Origin of the sequence: Williamwhitmania sp., assembly GCA_035529935.1 — a bacterium.
In the GTDB taxonomy this organism is placed as follows: Bacteria; Bacteroidota; Bacteroidia; order Bacteroidales; family Williamwhitmaniaceae; genus Williamwhitmania.
Window position 1 is genome coordinate 1 of the sequence record DATKVT010000171.1, and the last position, 18,778, is coordinate 18,778.

General features: G+C 45.2%; 15 protein-coding genes and 2 pseudogenes. 11 read left to right on the top strand and 6 right to left on the bottom strand.

The genetic code is table 11. The features are described 5' to 3' along the window. The 8 genes and pseudogenes from VMW01_13055 to VMW01_13090 form a co-directional block, all read left to right on the top strand. Positions 1-1,080, top strand: a 1,080-nt coding sequence (locus VMW01_13055) for an alanine racemase (protein ID HUW07181.1), incomplete at its 5' end; no start/stop codon positions are given. An 84-nt stretch (positions 1,081-1,164) separates the two neighbouring features. Next, the gene (locus VMW01_13060) at positions 1,165-3,342 is read left to right on the top strand and encodes an urea transporter (protein ID HUW07182.1); all 2,178 of its coding nucleotides are present in this window, start codon (positions 1,165-1,167) and stop codon (positions 3,340-3,342) included. Further along, positions 3,327-4,610 carry a hypothetical protein gene (locus tag VMW01_13065; protein ID HUW07183.1) on the top strand — a complete coding sequence of 428 codons (1,284 nt, stop codon included), beginning with the start codon at positions 3,327-3,329 and terminating at the stop codon, positions 4,608-4,610. The genes VMW01_13060 and VMW01_13065 overlap by 16 nt, the downstream gene beginning before the upstream one ends. 2 nt (positions 4,611-4,612) lie before the next feature. Continuing rightward, on the top strand, positions 4,613-5,224 hold the full coding sequence (locus tag VMW01_13070) for a tetratricopeptide repeat protein (GenBank protein HUW07184.1): 612 nt from the start codon (positions 4,613-4,615) through the stop codon (positions 5,222-5,224). Positions 5,225-5,580: 356 nt separating this feature from the next. Then, positions 5,581-6,102 carry an N-acetyltransferase gene (locus VMW01_13075; protein ID HUW07185.1) on the top strand — a complete coding sequence of 174 codons (522 nt, stop codon included), beginning with the start codon at positions 5,581-5,583 and terminating at the stop codon, positions 6,100-6,102. Positions 6,103-6,112: 10 nt separating this feature from the next. Further along, positions 6,113-6,880, top strand: a complete 768-nt coding sequence (locus VMW01_13080) for a GNAT family N-acetyltransferase (GenBank protein ID HUW07186.1) — start codon at positions 6,113-6,115, stop codon at positions 6,878-6,880. A 42-nt stretch (positions 6,881-6,922) separates the two neighbouring features. Next, positions 6,923-7,228: pseudogene (locus VMW01_13085) on the top strand (DUF4369 domain-containing protein). Between the two features lie 351 nt (positions 7,229-7,579). Continuing rightward, positions 7,580-7,990: pseudogene (locus tag VMW01_13090) on the top strand (TlpA disulfide reductase family protein). A gap of 303 nt (positions 7,991-8,293) precedes the next feature. Here VMW01_13090 and VMW01_13095 read toward each other — a convergent pair. The 3 genes from VMW01_13095 to def all read right to left on the bottom strand — a co-directional run bounded on the left by VMW01_13095 (position 8,294) and on the right by def (position 9,903). After that, positions 8,294-8,518, bottom strand: a complete 225-nt coding sequence (locus tag VMW01_13095) for a hypothetical protein (GenBank protein ID HUW07187.1) — start codon at positions 8,516-8,518, stop codon at positions 8,294-8,296. Positions 8,519-8,529: 11 nt separating this feature from the next. After that, positions 8,530-9,225 carry an NAD-dependent epimerase/dehydratase family protein gene (locus tag VMW01_13100; protein HUW07188.1) on the bottom strand — a complete coding sequence of 232 codons (696 nt, stop codon included), beginning with the start codon at positions 9,223-9,225 and terminating at the stop codon, positions 8,530-8,532. Positions 9,226-9,330: 105 nt separating this feature from the next. Then, positions 9,331-9,903: a peptide deformylase gene (gene def / locus VMW01_13105; protein ID HUW07189.1), complete on the bottom strand. Its 573-nt coding sequence runs from the start codon at positions 9,901-9,903 to the stop codon at positions 9,331-9,333. 200 nt (positions 9,904-10,103) lie between these two features. On the opposite strand from def, the gene VMW01_13110 reads away from it, so the two are divergent. After that, complete coding sequence (locus VMW01_13110) at positions 10,104-10,607, top strand: hypothetical protein (GenBank protein ID HUW07190.1); 504 nt, start codon at positions 10,104-10,106, stop codon at positions 10,605-10,607. A 115-nt stretch (positions 10,608-10,722) separates the two neighbouring features. Here the strand turns inward: VMW01_13110 and VMW01_13115 are convergent, their stop codons facing one another. Further along, positions 10,723-10,962 carry a hypothetical protein gene (locus VMW01_13115; GenBank protein ID HUW07191.1) on the bottom strand — a complete coding sequence of 80 codons (240 nt, stop codon included), beginning with the start codon at positions 10,960-10,962 and terminating at the stop codon, positions 10,723-10,725. Between the two features lie 56 nt (positions 10,963-11,018). Here VMW01_13115 and VMW01_13120 point away from each other — a divergent pair, with 56 nt between their 5' ends. Beyond that, entirely contained in the window at positions 11,019-15,995 is a 4,977-nt protein-coding gene (locus VMW01_13120; protein ID HUW07192.1) for a PAS domain S-box protein, read from the top strand. Between the two features lie 144 nt (positions 15,996-16,139). Here the strand turns inward: VMW01_13120 and VMW01_13125 are convergent, their stop codons facing one another. Together VMW01_13125 and VMW01_13130 are read right to left on the bottom strand one after the other, a co-directional pair. Then, entirely contained in the window at positions 16,140-16,334 is a 195-nt protein-coding gene (locus tag VMW01_13125) for a hypothetical protein (protein ID HUW07193.1), read from the bottom strand. Positions 16,335-16,417: 83 nt separating this feature from the next. Next, on the bottom strand, positions 16,418-16,678 hold the full coding sequence (locus VMW01_13130; protein ID HUW07194.1) for a hypothetical protein: 261 nt from the start codon (positions 16,676-16,678) through the stop codon (positions 16,418-16,420). Positions 16,679-16,871: 193 nt separating this feature from the next. On the opposite strand from VMW01_13130, the gene VMW01_13135 reads away from it, so the two are divergent. Then, positions 16,872-18,778, top strand: a 1,907-nt coding sequence (locus VMW01_13135; GenBank protein HUW07195.1) for a thiamine pyrophosphate-dependent enzyme, incomplete at its 3' end; no start/stop codon positions are given.

The following is an 18,778-nucleotide window of genomic DNA, read 5'->3' on the forward strand; positions in this document are numbered from 1 at the left end:
ATATTCCACCAGGAGGGTTCGTGGGCGGAGGTTGTTTCTGGCTTTGAGTATGATAAGGCATTAAGTAATGGTGTGAAGGGTGAAAATATCATCTTCAACGGACCTGGAAAAAGTTTTGCTGACTTAGAGAAGGCAGTAAGGAATGGTTCATTTATTCACATCGACAATATGGATGAGCTGTTCATGCTGTCCGATGTTTGCCAGCGAAAGAGCCTTGAAGCTCGCGTAGCCATTAGGGTTAACATGGATGTTGGCGTTTATCCAAAATGGGATAGGTTCGGGTTGAACTACGAAAACGGGGAAGCTTGGGATGCGCTCAATCGCATCATGAATAACCCCCAGTTAAAGCTAATGGGGCTACACACCCACATTGGCACCTATATAATGACTGCTGATATATACCGAATTGCAGCAACTAAAATGGCTGACTTGGCAGTTAACATCGCTCAGAAGTTTGACCATTACATCTCCTACATCGACATGGGAGGTGGGTTTGCATCGAAAAATACATTACGAGGGGCTTACCTCTCTGGCGAGGATACAACTCCATCGTTTGATGAGTATGCTGAGGCAATATCCTCTGCAATTCTCAACTCCCAAATTAGACCCGATAAACTGCCCACGCTTATTCTTGAAACGGGACGCGCGCTTATCGATAATGCTGGACACATTGCAGGAACAGTGCAGGCCAACAAGCGACTTTCGGATGGCAGAAGGGCAACTATTGTGGATGTTGGGGTAAATCTTCTCTTTACATCATTTTGGTATGACCATAAAATTCAACCCGTGAAGAATCACTCTGGGGTAGTTGAGGAAACAACTATTTACGGTCCGCTTTGTATGAACATAGATGTTCTGAGGCCTTCCATGATGTTCCCTTCGCTGAAACGGGGCGATAGGTTTGTAATTTCCCGAACCGGTGCCTACAACAATACCCAGTGGCTGCAATTTATTACAACCAGACCCAATGTTGTACTGATAGACCAGGATAGGGAGGTTCATGTAATCAGGAAGGCTGAAACGCTTGAAGATGTAACGGCAAACGAGGCTATACCTGCCCATTTGGCGAAACCGGAATAATTTTGGTAACTGCAAACCTTGCGGTGCCTAAACGTGAAGCTTACTACTCTTCTCTTCGTTAAAAATTACTATACCTGCCACACTATGTTGAAGAATGGTTTAATACTTACCTCAATTCAGGGAGCAGCACGAAGCTACTCCCAAATATTCTTTTCGGAGAATTACTGGTTTGCCATTCCACTTTTTGCGGTCTCCTTTCTCGATGTTACTGCAGGTTTGTGCGGGTTGCTTTCGGTGATGACAGCAAATACTGCTGCGTCGCTGCTTAAGTTTGACAAGCAGACAATTGTAAAGGGGCTCTATGGCTTCAACAGTCTTTTGGTTGGGTTAGGATTGGGCTACCACTATGAGTTGACCTTGGTAATCTTCGTAATGGCAATCTTCGCCGGATTCTTAACATTGCTCATCACCATTGCATTTCAGGGAATCTTAGGGAAATACTACCTACCCTACCTTTCAATTCCTTTTGTATTTAGCATATGGCTTGTGCTTAGTGCTGGATGGATGGCAAAAGGTGTTGAGACTAACCAGAGCGGAGTTTATGTTCTTAACAGGCTGTTTAGCATTGGCGGTAATCCCTTTATTGTAATCCATCAGTGGTGGATCGATAATATTTCGTCAGGCTTTCTGAACAGCTACTTTCTTTCACTGGGAGCAATATTTTTTCAGTTTAATGTTATTGCTGGCCTTGTGGTGGCAGTTGCATTGCTGTTCTACTCCAGAATTGCCTTTATTCTTTCCTTGTTGGGCTATACCGTTGCCTATTTTGCCTACGCCTTCTTTGATATGGACATGACCCAGCTGGGTTACAGCTTTATTGGGTTTAACTTTATTCTAGGAGCTATTGCCATTGGTGGCTATTTCTACATCCCTTCGAGACAATCGTTCTTTTGGGCTTTTGCTATTACGCCTATTATAGCCCTTGCTACGGCAGGGTTGTATGGAATGCTTTCTCCTTTGAAACTTGCCTTGGTTTCGCTACCATTTAATCTGGTGCTGCTTACATTCATCTACTCCTTTAGGTTTAGAACAGCTTATGGAAAGTTTATTGAGGTTCCAATTCAGGAGGGTACCCCGGAGAAGAATCTATACTCATACCAAAGTTTTTCCAAACGATTTCCAAACTACGGATGGGTGCCAATTAAGCTGCCTTTCTTTGGTGAATGGTATGTAAATCAAGGGCACAACGGGGAATATACACACCAAGGTGAGTGGGCCAATGCTTGGGACTTTGTAAGCGTTAATAGCGATTTGGTCCAGTATAGGAATGAGGGGGATGAACTAACGGATTACTACTGTTTTGGTCAGAAGTTAATTGCTCCGGCCGATGGACAGGTGATAGTTGTGGAGGATGGCATTGCCGATAACGTAGTTGGCGAGGTTAATACCGTTAGAAACTGGGGAAATACGGTTGTAATTAAGCATGCTGAAGGGCTATACTCCAAACTTAGCCACCTCCAACGGGGATCTATTTCTGTTAAGGTGGGCGATAACCTTCGCTATGGACAAGAAGTTGGACGGGTTGGGAATTCTGGGCGTTCCCCATTTCCTCACCTCCATTTTCAGCTTCAGGCAACGCCCTATATTGGCTCAAAAACTATAAAGTATCCTCTTTTTGCCTATTTGGAGGATGGCAATAAAATTAGGACATACAGCAATCCGACCAATGGACAAAGGGTAAGGTCAATAGAGGAGGATGCTTTGCTGAAAAAGGCTTTCAACCTGATGCCCGGAAAGGTGATGACGTGGAGTGTTAAGGGCGCAAAAGGTGTCGACCATGTTACCTGGGAGGTGCTAACCAATTCTTACAATAAGTCGTACATACACTGTAATTCCACAAATGCCAAAGCTTACTTCCAGAATGATGGTGTTTACTTCTACTTTACCCACTTTGAGGGAGATAGAGGATCGTTGCTCTTCTCATTTTACCAGGCTGCATTTAGAATACCTCTTGTGCAAGTAGATGGGTATGTTTCAACTGACTTATTGCCCGTGAATAGAACATTTGGAGGAGTTCGACTTTTCTTGCACGACTTCACCGCGCCCTTCTACCTCTACCTGAAAACACACTTTGAGGTTAGCATGGAAAGAAGTGGGTCGGAGTTTGACGTGGATAGTTTTACCTATAATTCTTTGCTTACCGGCTACTCGTTTAACCAACTAATTTGGACCAGGTGGTTCGTGATAGAGGTGGACAAGAACAGCCGTTTGACACTTGCCGATCAGACAAAAAAATTTGAAGCCGTATGCGAAAATACTTAACAACAACAGCTTTGCTGCTGACGTTTTCAGTGACCGTGTTTGCTCAAAACGATTTTATAACGCTCGATAAGCAGTCGTACGATTGCTATTTGAGAGGGGATTATAAGAACCTCAAGAAGGTGGGCAATGAGTTGCTCGCCAAGGGAATCGACTACTACTACCTGCGGATGCGATTGGGGATTCTTGCCTATAATAACCAGCGCTATCCCAGCGCGGTGAACCATTTTAAGAGGGCTCTCGATTTGAGTCTAATGGATACCATTTCACGGGAGTACATATACTACAGCTACCTCTTCTCCGGGAGAGATGCCGACGCCAACCTCTACCTTGAGTCGATACCATGGGAGAAGAGAAACACTACCTTACAATCGATTGCTAAGCCTGGCCTCGTTGATCTGTTTGCCAGTGGTTCCATCACTGCTTACAATGGAACGAGCTACATTCCCAGTATTGTGAGTAATCAATACTATGAGGATGTAAAGGATGGATTGGGGTTTAGCGCTGGGTTGGCAAGCTATTTTTCTAGCCGTCTCAAGGCCGACTTTGTATACTCCCGCTATCAGAAAAGCGGAACGGTGTACTCTAGTCAAAGTCCCACTGGGAGAAACCTTGACTTTGTGCAGAATCAGGTGTATGCTAAGCTAACCGAGTATCTCTTTCCCGGCTGGGCAATTTCTGGATTTGGCCATCTTGCACTTTACTCCGACGGCAGTACTGTTTCGCAACAAGGGAATGGTAGGTCGTCGAAGCAAACTAAGACGGAGTATATTGGTGGTGTTGGTCTTTCGAAAAGTGGTTGGAAGGTGAGAGGCGGTGCAAATGTCTCCTTCAGCAACTTTAGTGGCTCAAGTCAAACAAGAGGTGAAGGGTATTTAACCTATCTGCCATTCGGGAATCTCAACCTCTACCTCACCTCTGGAGGAATGTATCAAACCGATAAGCACTGGGGAAACTCGTATCAGGTAAATCAGGAGGTTGGGTTTAAAGTTTTCAAATTTCTGTGGATGGAGCTTGGCGTTGTTGGTGGCGATGCATTTCTCTATGCCCGCAATCAGGGACTGGCCATGAACAACTCATTCCAGGTGCCTACTACAACGGCATACAGCAACCTTATTGTTTTGCTTGGGAAGCATGTTAGCGTTAACCTATCACCATACTACAGCGAAAACAATCTCTATTTGTGGGATTTTGACACCTACTCTAAAACCAACAGACAGGCTGTTAATGCATTTGGATGTTCATTTAAGTTAACTTATAAAATCAGGTAATCATGAAAAAATATTTAGTATTAGTAGCGCTGGTTCTTTCGGCCCTGGTGTCGAGTGCGCAGGACAATTCGAAGTTAATTGCTGCGTTTGGCGACAGCTATGCCAAGGAAAAGCAGGGCAAGTATTCCGAGGCCGCTTCCGCATTGAAGGCATACTACGATGCATCCTCCTATGAAATTAACCTCCGGCTGGGTTGGCTTACATACCTACAGGGACAGTTTTCCGAATCGTTGGGGTATTACAATAAGGCCATTGAGCTGATGCCTTACGCCATTGAGCCCAAGCTGGGCGTTGTGCTGCCAGCATCGGCCTTGGGAAATTGGGATTTGGTGACGTCGACCTACAACAAAATACTCTCCATTGATCCCAACAACACCCTTGTTCTTTACCGAATGGGGTACATTTTCTACGAAAAAAAGGATTACGGTCAGGCCTACCAATACTTTGAAAAGGTGGTTAACCTTTACCCATTCGACCACGATAGCGTGCTTATGCTGGCTTGGACGAATCTTAAGATGGGTAAGACTCGGGAGGCAAAGATTCTTTTCAATAAGGCCTTGCTCTACAACCCAGGAGATGCCTCTGCAATGGAGGGACTTAAGCTTATAAAGTAATTCTCACACTAATTCTTAAGCAGCGAATGGCCCAATTAGGGCCATTCGCTGCTTAGTTTTTACCCCTTGCATACAGGCTATATTACTCTTGCTTTTCGTCAGAAACCTTGGTTGCAAATAGCCTCGTTGCGGCCTAACGTTGGTGTCACAGTATATGGTGGGAAAACTTTAGTGTGCCATAGGTGCTAAATAATCTTCTGACATTTTTCCCTAAATGCCAAGCGTTGTTCCGAGCGCATACATCTATCTCTTCCCGTAAATCATCCATCCATCGTTTGCCCATATCCAAAAATTCTTTACATTGCCTTCTGCCGGCTTCGCCGCGGTCGGTTTATTTAACGTCTTATCTTTCTGCCATGAACGTTGATATCCGCCCCGAGACGGCATCCGATTATCACTCCATTCGTGAGGTGGACGATTTAGCCTTTGAGCAACCCAACGAAGGGCTTCTTGTGGTAAAACTTCGTATGAATCCCTCGTTTTCGCCAAAACTTTCACTCGTTGCACAAATAGAGGAAAAAACCGTAGGACATATTCTACTCTTTCCAATTACAATTGTGGACCGTAAGCATAACCACACCTCTCTGGCTCTTGCTCCAGTGGCGGTGATTCCCGAAATGCAGAATTGTGGCATTGGAAGCACGCTCATTCGTGCTGGACTAACGGCAGCAACAGCGGAAGGTTATTCTTCGGTTATCGTTCTTGGTCACCCCGATTTTTATCCGCGCTTTGGTTTTAAACCTGCAAGTCGCTGGAATATTTTTCCATCCTTTATTATTCCCGATGAGGTGTTTATGGCCATGGAGCTGGTCAAGGGTGGCCTGTCTGGTGTGTCGGGAAAGGTGGAGTATCCACCCGAATTTGATGAGGTAGATTAATCGGTTGGAGATGTTTGCTATGCCTTCTACACCATCATCTACCGACCTACTCATTGCCGAAAATTTATTCTGCTTTTGGGAATTGGTGGGACGTTGCTCTAAAACGCTGCAGGAAGAGCAGGGCTATAGCTTCATTAACCTTTCGCAGTCCGACTGGCCCTGTCGCATATTCCGTTTGCAGCAGAACATCGGAGTTGAGTTCGTTTCGAAAATGGTAGAGAAGATGCGAACTGGAGAACTACCACACCGCATTACCCTTTCCGAATACGATGCTGCCATTCCGCTGCTGGAGGATGCTGGTCTTGTGCAGGTGTTTTCGCAGAAGGGGATGGCAATTCAGCTGAATGATGCTCAACTTCAAGAGCCATCTAACATTGAATTTATTCAGGTGAAAACGCAGGTGGATGCGGCTCGTTTTGCCATGGTGGCCTCAGCCTCTTTTGGGTATTGGGTTGCGCCAATGATGATAGGTTCGCTGGTTGGGCAAAGCAGTGTTGTTATGCTTCTAGGACTGGTTGATGGTTCTGAGACCTGCTGTGGTCTTGCCTTTTTCGACTCAAGCGGTCATGCCGGTCTGCACATGATAGGCACGATGCCCGAATACCGTGGTCGTGGGTTCGCTAGGATTATTACTCAAAGGTTGATGGCGGAGTGCCAACAGAGAGAAGTGTCTCTCTGTGTGCTGCATGCCTCGCCAGCAGGAGCAATAGTTTATGAGAGGCTTGGATTTGAAACCTACGGAAAAATTGTAACTTATGCGGCGTTGGGTAATAAGTAAATTAAACCTACTACAATGAACCGAAATATCTTGGCAGCAATGATGGTGATAGCCGTGGCGGCTTGCAGTCGCAGCGACCACTTTCGCCTCAGCGGAACGGTTACGGGTATCGATACCGGTATGGTGGTGCTCAGCCGCTTCGATGGTAGCAGCATGGTGCCAGTGGATAGCACGCAGCTAAAGCATGGACAGTTTTCCTTTTTGGGAAGAGTTGACTTGCCTGAGCTCTATTCAATTTCCATAGCATCGAAGTACCGGACGTTACCTCTATTTGTGGAGAACGCCGATATCACCATTCACACCCAATTCGATAGCTTGTCGCGGGCTGTTGTATCGGAATCGAAGAGCAACAAGGTGTATGCTAAGTTTGTGGCAATGAAGAGTCGATTTGCCGACCGCTTCTACCTGCTACAGCAGCAGCTCACGGTTGCCATTCGTGATAACGACAACACACGCGAGGCCGATATCAACAGGGAGATGGAGCGGATACGCCGTAAATATCCGGTTGCAGTGGATAGCTTTGTGGTTGCCAACCGTGGTAGCTCAGTTGCTGCCTACGTTTTGCTTACCGAGCGTTCCCGAGGTTTGTCATCGGCCAAGATGGAAGAGTTGGTTGGAAAATTGCGCTCGTCCATTCGTTCCTCAGTGTATGTGGTGGCCTTACGGAAGTTAATTACCGACATGCAAATGGTTGAGGTGGGAGGGGATGCTCCGGACTTTGCCCTGCCCGACAGCAGCGGACAGCCTATTTCCCTTTCGTCGTTTCGGGGAAAGGTGGTGCTACTAGACTTCTGGGCATCGTGGTGCGGACCTTGCCGCATGGAAAATCCAAATTTATTGAAGTGCTATGAGCGTTTTCATCCCGAAGGATTTGAGGTGTTAGGCGTTTCCATCGACGACAACCGTGAGGGCTGGATACGGGCCGTTAAGAGCGATAGCCTTCCTTGGACAAACCTTTGTGACCTAAAGGCGTGGAATGGTCCCGTAGCGCGCCGCTACATGCTCATCTCCGTTCCTCATAACCTGCTGCTAGACCGTAATGGACGGGTGGTTGCCACCGATTTGTATGGCTCCAGCCTCTTGCGAGAAGTGGGTAAAGCGATAAGGTAGTAAAGCAATATGAATTAATTTCTACTAGGGAATGTATGTTACGCTCAGTTAAGAGACGAATTTCCCCGTCATTTATGGCGGGGTCCGCCATGCCGAGAGTTAAGTCAGCGGTGCACGCTCCTCCTCCTTTCAAAGAGCTGAAACGGCAATGCACCGTAATAACCGAAAGGCATTAACGGCTCCATCATTCTCAAAACCTGTCCGCCTACTAGCGGATTATCTCTTAGCGCCTTAATGGGCTTTGTCTGAGTGGGTAAAAGGAAAGAGCCACTTTGAGCGGCTCTATATAATTGTGTCAAAATTTTATATGTTAGCCCAAATTCCTTCTTTGGCAACTAGCTGCGAAACCATCTCCTCTGGGGTAGCAGGATGGTAGCCGAACTGCTGCTCAAACTTTTCGCTGTTGAAGAGGTAGTCGCGGTCGTACTGGTAAACCATCTCCTTAAACTCACCAATAACTGGCACAAAGAGTCCGGCAAGGCTCATCATCCATTTGGGTAGCACGCTATACCTAGGTTTCACGTTCATCTCTTGAGCTATTAGTTCCACCCACTGCTTGCCAGTAAGGTGAACCCTGCTGGTGGGCAGATGCCACACTTGTCCATAGGCATCGGGTGTATTGCCAAGCATGGCCGTCCCTTGGCAGCATCCACCGAGTAGGTGTAGTTGTGCAGCTTATTAGCGTTGGCAAAAAGGTTTGCCTTTTTACCCTTAGCTAGGTTTTTGTAGACCATCTCCACCAGAACGCTGTTCTTTGGGCTGAAAAAGTCTGCAGCACGGGCAATAACGGCGTTGAGTCTTCCGGCGGCAACCTCATCTAATATCATTTGGGCAATTTTCGCCCTTACCTCTCCCTTTTTGCTGGTAGGTCGTACGGGCGTTTGCTCCGTTATGTTGCTCAGGTAGTCGCGGTCGTACATGTAGATGTTGTCGAAGAATACTAGTCGTGCATTGTTGGTTACACAGGCATCAATTGTATTCCGCATAAAGGTGGGCCACTTTTGTTGCCATACCTTGGCGCTGTATTCAAACCCTATGGTAATGTAGACAACTTTAGAACCCTCCACGGCCTTCATTATCTGAGCGCGATCCGTAAGGTCGGCTGGGAATAGCTGGTCAGTGGGGTTTACGCTTTTTGGATTTCTACTCACCAGTCGTATGCTGCTGGTGTAGTGGGTGAGCTCCCGGGCTAGCTCTGTGCCAATGGCTCCGTTTGCTCCTAAAATAGTTTGCATGGCAATACGTTTTTAACATAAAACAGCCATTGCCACTGAAAGTTTTATGGGAACTAGTAAGAAAATATAAAGTTTATGTGAAGCATTTGGAACTGCTCGCTATTGCTAGAACTTCATCTTGTATTTGGTTGTTTCCTTGCCTAGCGAAATGCGCTTGAGCCTGCTGCGAATCATGTTCTTCCTAACGGGTGCAATCTTATCCACGTAGAGAATACCATCGAGGTGGTCGTACTCGTGTTGAATAACGCGGGCAGTCTCGCCACTATACGTGGTCTCCTGCGATTCAAGATTGCGGTTAAGGTAACGAATGGTAATGGAGATGGGGCGTTCCACCACCTCGCTCAGCGAAGGGATGCTGAGGCAGCCTTCGTAGTCGCTCCACATTTCCTCCGAGTGCCAAAGAATCTCTGGGTTGATAAAGGTTTCAATAATTCCCTCATCACCAATGAATAGGTCAGCCATTTCCCTGTCGTCGGGGTCATAAACTTGCTTGGTGTCCACTATAAATAGGCGAAGATCAAAACCAACTTGAGGGGCAGCAAGCCCCATCCCGTGTGCATGGTAGAGGGTTTCCCACATGTTTGTTACCAGTTCTTGTACTTCGTTGTTATTCTCCGCAATTTCTTTACACTCCTTGCGTAATATGCTTTGCCCATAGGCCACTACTGGTAGTATCATCGTTGCTTGAAAAAAATATTAACAATCTGATTAAAGGTGCCATATAGAGATTGGCCTCTATGCGTTGAACCCAATAATGGCGCCATTGTTTAAAATAATTTGCAAAAATAACCTTTTGGTATATAATTTGATAGAATAGTTGCGTTTTAATGTTGATTATTTCACGGTCAACTTAGAATACCAATCTAAACCTTGACACTATGAGACTCCTTATTCTTCCCATATTACTGGTAGCACTGTTTACCAGCTGTCAGAAAGAAGGTAACGATAGTTTATCTCCTGTAAGTGGAAAACTCCAGAAGATTTCGGAGAAAGACACCAGTAAGAGCGGCGCCATTGCCGACAGCATTGGCAACAGCACAATCATCAGCTACTCCTACGACGCCGCATCACAAAAGCTAACCATAACCCACCAGAACGCTTGCTTCAGCTGCTCGTGCGATTCCATTCGCTGCCATGTTACTAATAGCGGCAACAGCATTATGGTGGAGGAGCGCGAGTATAACGGCAACTCCTCGTGCCTTTGCCTATACGATCTTAAGGTGGAGGTTGATGGCGTTACCCCCGACGTTTACCTGCTCCACGTTATTGAACCCCACTTGGGCGAACAGGCTCCTATCCGGCTCAACCTCGACCTAGCCCACGCCCCCAAGGGCACGCTCTACTTCCCCCGTCCCGATTTTCCGTGGGGACTGGTGAGGTAGCAATTGTCCCCTGTTTTTACCTTACAAATTGTTAATTGAGTTCAGCCGTTCTGCCCTTGAAATGAAATTTTGGTGGTGGATTGTTTGAGTTTGTATTTTGTTTGATAAAAACGGATTAACTCAAGGAAAAGGTGAAGGTTTGTGTTACTTTGAGTGCTAACAAAGTATTTGCGTAGCGTTCACCACCACAACCGCACGATACGTCCTTGTCGCGTAGGCCGGGGCTGCTGCTGCAGGAACCTCCCGAGAATTCAGCATTCTTCTTAAAAAGCAACCTGATGGACATGGCGGCAAATACAATTGCAACCAACGCTATAGCGAGAACTAATGTGGGTTCTTGAATAACTTCCTGCAATTAAACAAGTCATTGCTAAAGTGCTGAAAATCTCGTAACTTGAGCAAAATCTTAATATGAAGCACCACGATAAGACTAAGGACGAACTCATGAATGAGTTGCTGGAGGTGCAACAAAAGTACAACTCCTTAAAGGAATTATACGATACTGAAATCATCGAACTCAACCAGGCCGAACAAGTATTAAAGAATAGCGAAGAGCGCCTCTCGCTCGTGTTCAACAATACCTCCGATATGCTTGTGTTGATGGAGGTGGAACCGGATAAAAAATTACGTATAACTGCCGTTAACCGCAGTTACCTTGAATCAATAAAACAACTTATCTCCAAAGATGATCTTAGCATCAACGATATTGTAGGAAAATACCGGGACGAAGCTTTAATTGCATTAGGCTTCTCTAAGGAAAATCTCGATGCTGAATTACAGTATTTTCTTCGAGTAATTGCAAGTGGTACCCCATTACAATTCGAACAAACAGTTCCATTGGGGACAAGTAATATTTATTTGGAGTCAAATATTGTTCCCGTAACAAATACCGCAGGCCGATGTACGCATTTGCTGTATTCTGTAAGGGATATTTCCGAGCGTAAATCAGCAGAAATGAAATTAAAAGAAAGCGAAGGGAAATATAGAACTTTGTTTGAGAATATCCCTATCGGAATTGGTATCACGGATTTGACAGGTAAACTTGTTACCTTTAATGACTCGATACTTGAACCCGGCAGCTATTCTCGTGATGATTTGATCAGAATCGGAAGTGTAGAGAATCTTTATTATAATTTGTCTGACAGGGGAGCACTTATTCCTTTATTGAAAGAAAAAGGAACCATTACTCATCGCCCAATAAAGTTTAAATGCAAAGACGGCTCTCCTTACGATACGCTGTTAACACTAACAATAATCCATATTAATGATCAACCCATGATCCAAGCGGTAATAGAAGATATTACCGAACGCAAGCGTGTCGAAGAATCTCTTAGATTTTTCCGGGTGATGCTTGATAAGTCGAATGATGCAATTGAAGTGATTGATGTAGAAACAGCCCGATTTATCGATGTGAATGAACGGGCATGTGCTGATCTTGGATATAGCCGGGATGAGCTTTTAAGCATGAAAATATTTGATATCGATTCTGGCCTAACACCCGATGTTTTTCATTCAATAAAGGATGGATTTCAACTATCTAATTCAACAATTATTGAAGCTTTGCATCGACGCAAGGACGGCTCTATCTTCCCGGTTGAGGTGAATATTGCTGTAGTGAAACTTGAAAAAATGTATTTGATTGCCGTCGTACGCGATATTACTGAACGGAAGAATACAGAGGCAGCTCTACGTGAAAGCGAAGCTCGATTTCGTTTGCTTTTTGAAATAAGTGCAGATGGCATCAGTATCGTAGATACTGAGACAAAGACTTTCATATATACAAATCCGGCTGTGTGTAGAATGCTTGGATACACTGAAGCGGAATTGAAATCGATGAGCATAACTGATATTCACCCAAAACAGGATTTGCCGTGGATAATTAGAGAGTTAGAATCAATGGACAAGGGAGAGAAATCCCATGTGCTTGAAATTCCGTGTCAAAGGAAAAACGGCAGCATTATAGACACAGAAATCACTTCTACAATAGCTAAGATTGGTGGCAGAATCTGCAAAATTGGTATTCACCGAGATATAACGGAAAAGAAACTTGCAGAAAATAAATTAAGGAAAAGCGAAGAGCAGCTAAAAGAAGCGCAGCTTGTGGGCCTCTTTGGTAGCTGGGAGCTGGACGTTGCCAACAACAGGATTGCGATGTCGGATGAAATGTATAAGATCTTCGACCTAATTAGCCGCTCAGTTGACGTCACAATGGAAACTCTTTTAGGAACCCCAATTCCGGAAGACCGCAAAATGGTTCGAGAGCTTGTTATGAAGTCACTTGAAACACGTGAAGGGGTTGACTTCGATTTTCGCACCATGACGTCCAACGGGGAAATACGCTGGATTCATGAAAGAAGTACGGTGGAGGTGGACAGCAAAGGAAATCCGAAGCGCGTTTTTGGTACGTGCCAGGATATTACAGAACGTAAACTGTTTGAACTAAAACTTCAAGAGAGTGAAGAGCGATTTAGGTCTGTTGCAAAATCGGCTAATGATGCTATTGTTACGACTGATAGCCATGGAATAATTTTAGATTGGAACAAAGGAGCAGAAAAAATATTTGGCTATACTGAGGCAGAGGTAACGGGTAAAGATTTAAATATAATATTGCCCCAAAGTTATATTGCAGCGCACAACCATGGCATGAAACGAATAGAACAAGGCGGCGAACACCATGTTCTGGGAAGAACCATGGTGTTAAAAGGCGTGCATAAAAACGGAAAAGAATTCCCACTGGAATTATCGTTAGCAGAATGGGAAACTTCTAAAGGAAAGTTTTTTACAGGAATTATTCGTGATATAACCGAACGAAAGAGAATAGAAGAAGCACTTCTTCGCATAAATACGGCAGTGGAAAGCACAGGTGAAGCCATTTGCATGTCCGATCCCCAGGGCTATCACTTCTATCACAACAAAGCATACTCCGAAATTTTTGAGTACACGGTTGAGGAGATTCAAGCAGCAGGCGGAGGCACTGCGGTTTATGAGAACAAGGATGTTGGCCGAAAAGTATTCGACACAATCATGGGTGGTGGAACATGGAATGGTGAAGTGGAGATGGTATCAAAGAGCGGGCGAAAATTCACTGTATTACTGCATGCCGATTCAATAAAGGATGAGAATGGGATAATTGTTGGACTTGTTGGGATTCACACGGATATGACCGAACGCAAACTTGCTGAACTGAAACTTAAAGAAAGCGAAGAACGGCTGAGTGAAATTAACAAGACCGATTTTGTGTGGGAGGTAGACGAGAAGGGGGTTTATACCTATACCTCGCAGACTGGCATTGACCTTTTTGGGTCATCGACGGATGAAATCGTTGGGAAAACGCCGTTCGATTTTATGACGCCAGATGATAGAGCAAGAATTGCATCAATATTTTCCGAAATTGTAGCAAATAGGGCACCCATAAAGGACTTAGAGAATTGGAATGTTAAGAAGAATGGCGAGTTATGCTGTCTCCTCACTAATGGCTTGCCCATTTTGGACAAAGATGGGAATCTCAAGGGTTACAGAGGTGTGGATAAAGATATTACCGAACGCAAGCGGGCTGAGGATGCATTACGGGAAAGCGAAGAAAATTTTCGATCAATGTTTGAAAATAATTCCGCTGCCATGATTATTGCAGAACCGGACACAACAGTATCAATTATTAACGATGAATTTTGTAAACTTAGTGGTTATAGTAAGCAAGAAGTTATTGGAACGAGCTGGACAGTTCATATCCCACCGGAAGATCGTGAACGCTTGGAAGAATATAACCGCAGAAGAATGATAAATGCGAATGATGTACCTAATAAATATGAATTTTCGATCTATAATAAAAAAGGTGAAATAAGACATGCTCTAATGTCCGTCGCTTTATTAAGAAATAATAAAACATTAGCATCATTTATTGACATCACCGAACGCAAACATGCTGAAGAAGTGCTAATAGAAAGCGAAAGAAGGACGAGAGCGCTGCTGGATGCAAACCCCGATATGATATTCCGAGTGAACCGGGAGGGAACATTTCTGGATTACAAAGCCGATAGTTCCGAACTCTACGCACAAACCGAAACGTCAATCATCGGCAAAAAGAATCGAGACATCACTCCCCCTGAATTTGCAGATTTGATAGATCTGTATATTAAGCAAACCATAGATAGCGGAAAACTTCAGCAATTCGAATACCAGATGCTTACTCCGAAGCGCGGCTTGCGTAATTATGAAGCCCGTATGGTAGCCAGTGGCATAGACGAAGTTATTGCCGTAGTACGCGATGTAACCGAACGCAAGAAAGCCGAAGAAAAAATAAAAGAAAGCGAAGAAAAGTATCGCCTTTTAGCTGAGTCCTCACCTGAAATGATTTACTTCATTGATACGAAGGGGTATGTTACTTATGTAAATAAAGTTGCCGCTGAACAATTTCATGCACCGGCCCAAAAACTAATTGGGAAACACCTTACAGATATTTTTCCACCCGATTTGGCACAGCAGAATCTTGCGAATATTCAGAATGTTATTGCAACAAAAAGTACCTTCCAAAACGAAGTCGAAATAGTCTTTCCTACGGGAAGTAGATGGGTCGATGCACGGTTAGCTCCGGTTATTGATGAAAAAAATAACGTTATAGGAGTGTTAGGATTATCGTATGACATCACAGAGCGAAAAAGGGCTGAAGAAGAAATTCGCCTTAAAAACGAACAGTTGATAAAGCTTAATGCCGAAAAAGACAAATTCTTTTCCATAATGGCTCATGACCTGAAAAGCCCCTTCAGCTCCATCATGGGCTTTAGCGAAGTTCTCCTTAAACAGGTCATGGAAAAGAACTATCAGAGCGTGGAGCGGTATTCCGGCATCATCTATGAATCCTCTCAGCGAGCTGTGGACTTACTGACGAATTTGATGGAATGGTCACGTTCGCAAACGGGACGAATGGAGTTCAACCCCGAGTATTTTGAAATGGTGAAGTTGATAAATGAGGTGATACTTTTATTTGCTGGTGCTGCCAGTCAAAAATCCATTACCATCACTGAAGTTTTACCCGCTAATGCTCCAGTTTATGCAGATAAAAATATGATGAGCACAGTGCTGAGGAACCTAATTTCAAACGCCATAAAGTTTACTTACAAGGGCGGGGCGATTGTTGTTTCAACTGAGAACAAACAGGGAGCGCAGGTTATTGCTGTTCGCGACAATGGTGTGGGAATACCGAAAGACAGAATTGAAAAATTATTCCGAATCGACGAAAATTTCTCAACACTGGGCACAGAGAAGGAGAAAGGAACAGGGTTAGGGATGATTCTCTGTAAGGAGTTTGTCGAAAAGCACGGTGGGCAAATTTGGGTGGAAAGCGAGGAGGGGAAGGGTTCCATAATCTATTTTACCATTCCATCCGAATAAGATCAGCAATAAGTATTGAGGTTTATGACAACATAACTCAGGCACCAAAATGCGACAAATGTTGCCAGAATTATGTTTGTTGCTGAGAGCGTAGAATTATCAACCTCCTATAGACACATATTGCAACGGTTTACAGGCAAATTGTTACTCTTCCATTGTGTTTGCGCAACTTCCACCACCGCAACCACACGACAAACCTTTATCGCGTAAACCGGGGCTGCTGCTGCAGGAACCTCCCGAAAATTCAGCATTCTTCTTAAAAAGCAACCTGATGGACATGGCGGCAAATACAATTGCAACCAGTGCTATAGCGAGAACTAATACTTTTAACAGTGCCATAATAGTGTGTTTTGCTTAAGAAACCCGTTGGTAGGGAAAAAGTTCAGCACAAAATTGCCTTTTTGTATTTGCCAAAGGTGAGGCTATTCCTCCTCGTCGTCCAAAATGGAGCAGACCCCTCCACAGGTATCGCAACCCTCGGGCATGGGGAGGTTTTTGTTTTTCCTATATAGGAGGATCTCCTCGGTGCGAGCGCACTTAATGCCACGCTTCCGCATCTCCTTATTGTGCCCAACTTCGGTCTCAGGAAACTTCTTCTTTCGGAAAAATATGTTGAATCCTAGCCCGATAAACATCAAGGCTATTAGTACTACCGCAACGCCAATTAGCTTGAATACCTCCATTTGTTTTTTTTTGCAAAGGTAATAAGCCGAAGCAAAGATTGGAAACGATGTTTGTTAAAATGGTTAAAAGGTTGTGGTAGTGAAGCGTTTTACCCATATTATTGTTAAACAAAATCGTGTAACGTCGGTTTATGTAGTGGCAGCCGAAAACGGTTGCACTCTGGCTCAGAAAAAAATTGAAATCTAATTCTCAATGAAAAAATTCAGCAAAGAGGAGGTTCTCAACGACTTTTATATTGCCTGGCTAAGCCGGCAAGTCTCAATGCTTGGACGCAAGGAGGTGCTAACCGGTAAGGCAAAGTTCGGCATCTTTGGCGATGGTAAGGAGCTTGCACAGGTGGCTCTTACCAAGAGCTTTAACAACGGCGACTGGCGCTCGGGTTACTATCGCGATCAAACCTTTATGATGGCAGCTGGTATTTATACGGCGGAGGAGTTCTTTGCTCAGCTTTACGGCCAAACTGATGTAGAGCAAAACCCAGGTAATGCAGGTCGGGTGTTCAATAACCACTTTGCCACCCGTAGCCTTAACCCCGATGGGAGTTGGAAAAACTTGATGGCACAGAAAAATTCATCAGCCGATATTTCACCCACCGCTGGACAGATGGCCCGTTTGCTTGGGCTGGCCTATGCTTCAAAATTATACCGAAATTTGGAGGAGGTGAAGAGCCTTACCACCTTTTCGAACAAGGGGAACGAGGTAGCCTTTGGCACCATTGGCGATGCCAGCACCTCCGAGGGACATTTTTGGGAAACGATGAATGCGGCGTCGGTGCTGCAGGTTCCAATGGTAATGGCCGTGTGGGACGATGGTTACGGCATTTCGGTGTCGCGCGATTTCCAAACGGTGAAGAGCAGCATCTCGGAGGCGCTCAAGGGGTTTGAAAAGGGAAAGAACGATAGCAGCGGTCTACTCATCTATAAGGTGAAAGGTTGGGATTACCCCGAAATGGTTAAGGTTTTTGCTGAGGCGGTGGCAACGTCGCGCGAGCAGCACGTTCCGGTTCTGCTGCACGTGGTGGAGCTTACTCAGCCACAGGGTCACTCCACATCCGGTTCGCACGAGCGATACAAGAATAAGGAGCGGTTGGAATGGGAGGTGGAGTACGATTGCCTTGTTCAGTTTAGAATGTGGATTGAGACCGAAGGGTTGGCAACGGCTGCTGAAATCGACGATATTATTGCCAAAACAGAGAAGGAAGCCCGTGAGGCAAAGAATGCCGCATGGAAAAAGTATACGGAGCCCATTCAACGTGAGCGTGATGCGTTGGTAAAAATTATCGATAACCGCACATGCGTGTGCAAGCGCGACAAGTTCGACAAGGTGGGTACCCTCACTCAGGATTTAAAGCGAATTCAGTTTCCCATTCTAAAGGATAATATGAGTGCGGCCAAGCGTATTCTTCGGAATGTGTGCACCGACTGTTCCATTAGGGGGGCACTACAGCAGGACCTAAGCGTGTGGCTGAAAAAAAATGTGGAGGATGGCCGTAACCGTTATAGCACGCATCTCTACTGGGCTAACGACCGTTCTGCGCTGAAACAACCGGAGGTTAAACCGCTCTTTGTGGAGAGTTCTCCCATGGTAAATGGCCGTGAAATAATTCGCGACAACTATGAGGTGCTCTTTGCCAAGTATCCGCAGCTGGTGGTATTTGGCGAGGATGTGGGTAAAATTGGTGGGGTTAACCAAACCTACGAGGGGCTGCAATCCAAGTTTGGTGAGCTTCGAGTTACCGACACCGGTATTCGTGAGACCACCATTATAGGGCAAGGGATAGGATTGGCTCTTCGCGGCTTTCGGCCCATTGCCGAGATACAATATTTTGACTACCTTCTGTATGCCTTGCAAACGCTTAGCGATGACCTTGCTACGCTGCTGTGGCGAACCAGGGGTGGGCAGAAGGCTCCCCTCATAATCAGCACGCGTGGACACCGGCTGGAGGGCGTTTGGCATTCAGGTTCTCCTCTTAGCATGGTGATAAATTCCATTCGCGGTGTTTACGTTTGTGTGCCACGTAACATGACGCAGGCAGCCGGCTTCTACAACATGCTGCTACGTGCCGACGACCCTGCGTTGGTTATTGAGCCACTCAACGG

What these genes read in the sequence shown, in the direction of transcription:
- VMW01_13060 (HUW07182.1), top strand. Translation starts at nt 1,165, where the DNA reads ATGTTGAAGAATGGTTTAATACTTACCTCAATTCAGGGAGCAGCACGA.
- VMW01_13065 (HUW07183.1), top strand. Translation starts at nt 3,327, where the DNA reads ATGCGAAAATACTTAACAACAACAGCTTTGCTGCTGACGTTTTCAGTG.
- VMW01_13070 (HUW07184.1), top strand. Translation starts at nt 4,613, where the DNA reads ATGAAAAAATATTTAGTATTAGTAGCGCTGGTTCTTTCGGCCCTGGTG.
- VMW01_13075 (HUW07185.1), top strand. Translation starts at nt 5,581, where the DNA reads ATGAACGTTGATATCCGCCCCGAGACGGCATCCGATTATCACTCCATT.
- VMW01_13080 (HUW07186.1), top strand. Translation starts at nt 6,113, where the DNA reads ATGTTTGCTATGCCTTCTACACCATCATCTACCGACCTACTCATTGCC.
- VMW01_13095 (HUW07187.1), bottom strand. Translation starts at nt 8,518, where the DNA reads ATGAACGTGAAACCTAGGTATAGCGTGCTACCCAAATGGATGATGAGC.
- VMW01_13100 (HUW07188.1), bottom strand. Translation starts at nt 9,225, where the DNA reads ATGCAAACTATTTTAGGAGCAAACGGAGCCATTGGCACAGAGCTAGCC.
- def (HUW07189.1), bottom strand. Translation starts at nt 9,903, where the DNA reads ATGATACTACCAGTAGTGGCCTATGGGCAAAGCATATTACGCAAGGAG.
- VMW01_13110 (HUW07190.1), top strand. Translation starts at nt 10,104, where the DNA reads ATGAGACTCCTTATTCTTCCCATATTACTGGTAGCACTGTTTACCAGC.
- VMW01_13120 (HUW07192.1), top strand. Translation starts at nt 11,019, where the DNA reads ATGAAGCACCACGATAAGACTAAGGACGAACTCATGAATGAGTTGCTG.
- VMW01_13125 (HUW07193.1), bottom strand. Translation starts at nt 16,334, where the DNA reads ATGGCACTGTTAAAAGTATTAGTTCTCGCTATAGCACTGGTTGCAATT.
- VMW01_13130 (HUW07194.1), bottom strand. Translation starts at nt 16,678, where the DNA reads ATGGAGGTATTCAAGCTAATTGGCGTTGCGGTAGTACTAATAGCCTTG.